Source organism: Bradyrhizobium monzae, assembly GCF_021458635.1.
In the GTDB taxonomy this organism is placed as follows: domain Bacteria; phylum Pseudomonadota; class Alphaproteobacteria; order Rhizobiales; family Xanthobacteraceae; genus Bradyrhizobium.
Genome location: NZ_JAIRDQ010000031.1, coordinates 1 through 2175, shown reverse-complemented (window position 1 = coordinate 2175; position 2175 = coordinate 1). Strand labels below are relative to the sequence as shown.

Sequence of the window (2175 nt, the reverse complement as noted above, 5' to 3'; positions counted from 1 at the left end):
ACGGGATGTGTCGAATCAATGGGTTACTCCGCGACTTCGCTCATCCCCATCATGATCCCCTTATCAACCAGCGCGTCGATGTAACCGGGCATTTCCGGGTGGGCGTACATGGAGCTGTGCGTGCCTGGCACCATGATGACGGAAGTCATCTTGAGCCCAAATCGACCCCAGCCCAAATCCGGGACCAAATGGTCTTCAAGGCTCCGAAGTCCAGGATCGTGCTCCCTGGCGTGCAGCATGTAGATGGGCGCAGCCACGTCCGGCAAGGCGTAGCCGATCTGGCCCTTGACGTTGTCGGAGATCATCTCACGCAGAGCTTGCGTTGACGGAGCACCGGTGAGTTCGGCCAGCCTTTCGGAATCATCCTCGTCAAGGCCATACGTCCTCATCAGGTGGGCCCAGCCGATTCCGTCGACGACCTGCATCATTGATGTCGGCACGGAGGTCAGGTCAGGCGGCGACTGCGTGTCAAGCAAGGCAATTCCCGTCACGTGATGGCCACGACGTTCCAATTCAGCAGCCAGCGCAATGGCGACGACGCCGCCGAAGGAGCCGCCAACGAAGAACACGGAACGGCCACCAATCCAGGACTCCACGTGTGGCGCATAATTCAAAGCCAGGTCTTCGACAGTTCCATTCAGAAGCCCTTGCTCTGCGAGCGGGTATGGGTTGAGACCCGCGATAGGATAGTCCCCAGCCAGGTCCTTGATCGCCTGGGGCGTGTTCTCACGGGTGGAGCCGTGGCCGAGACCCGGGATGTAAATCATGACCCGATCTCCAAATCCGGGGCGTATCGGAACGATGCAAGAGGAATTTCCCTTCTCGAGCAGGGCGCTCATCTCCGCAAGCCCTGAAAGCCGCCGTTCCAGGTCGAGCTGGCGCAGAAATTCGGGATCTGCGCTGTCGAGCAATGCCGCGAGTGACGTAAGCCCTTCGAGTTTCGACCGGGCCTTGCCTTTGACTCCCGCACCTTGCCGCTGCGACGCACGCTCGCTGGACGCGATCTTCTCCTGCAACAGCTGCGCGATCGCCCGCGCCGACGGATAATCGAAGGCGAGTGTGGTCGGCAGCTTGGCCCCAATTTGCCCCGACAGCCGGTTGCGGAGTGCGACCGCCATCAGCGAGTCCAGACCAAGGTCCTTGAGCGATTGATCCGCAGGCACCGACGAGGCTCCGGGCAGCGCCAGCACCGCCGCAATCTCCGCCTGCGCCAGCTCCACCAGCGCCAGCAGCCGCTCCGCGTCGCTCGCAAGCGACGCCAGCCGCGACCGCAGACTATTGGTGTCGCCGCTTCCTGCCGAGGCGCGCCGCAATCCACTGCGCACCAGGCCACGATACAGTGGCGGCACGTCGTCGGCGAACTGGCGCTGCATCGCGCCGAGATCCAGATGAATCGGGATCACCATCGCATCGGGCAGCGCTTGCGCCGCGTCCAGCAATTGGAGTCCTGGCTCCAGCGACAACGCCTGCACGCCTTGCCGGCGCATCCGCATCAGCTCGGCCCGGCCAAGATGCGCCGTCATACCCACGCCGCGTTGCTCCCACAGTCCCCACAACAGGCTCTGCCCCGCAAGACCGCGATGCCGGCGTTCCGCCGCAAGTGCATCAAGGAACACGTTCGCCGCCGCGTAGTTCGCCTGGCCCGGGCTGCCAAGCCCTCCCGCTGACGAAAACAGCACGAACGCAGCGAGGTCCTTATCCGCGGTCAGCTCGTGCAGATGCCAGGCGCCATCGAGCTTCGGTCGCAGCACCCGCTCCAGCCGCTCCACCGTGAGCGCCGGCACGATCCCGTCGTCCAGCGTCGCGGCAAGGTGGAACACGCCCGTCAACGGGCGGTCTGACGCGATGGCGCTCAACACCGCGCCAACCGCGTCACGGTTCGAGACGTCGCAACTCACGAGCTCGACCGTCTGCGCGCCCAGCGCCTCGAGCTCGGCGACCAACTCGGTTGCTCCAGGCGTCGCCATTCCGCGACGCGACGTCAGCAACAGATGACGCACACCGTGCCTGGCAATGAGATGCCGCGCGACTGCACTGCCGAGCTCGCCCGCACCACCCGTGATCAACACCGTTCCACTGACGTCGAGAGGACGCGGCTCAGCCGCACCAGCGCCAGCGCGCGCCAGCCGCGGCGCCAGCACCGCACCGTGGCGCAGCGCAAGCTCGGGCTCGGAT

1 protein-coding gene is annotated in these 2175 nt (G+C 64.8%); it reads right to left on the bottom strand.

Going from position 1 to position 2175, the window contains the following annotated elements:
- Window positions 1-23 precede the first annotated feature (23 nt).
- Window positions 24-2069, bottom strand: a complete 2046-nt coding sequence (locus K3F49_RS38995) for an SDR family NAD(P)-dependent oxidoreductase (protein ID WP_234686150.1) — start codon at window positions 2067-2069, stop codon at window positions 24-26.
- Between the last annotated feature and the right edge of the window lie 106 nt (window positions 2070-2175).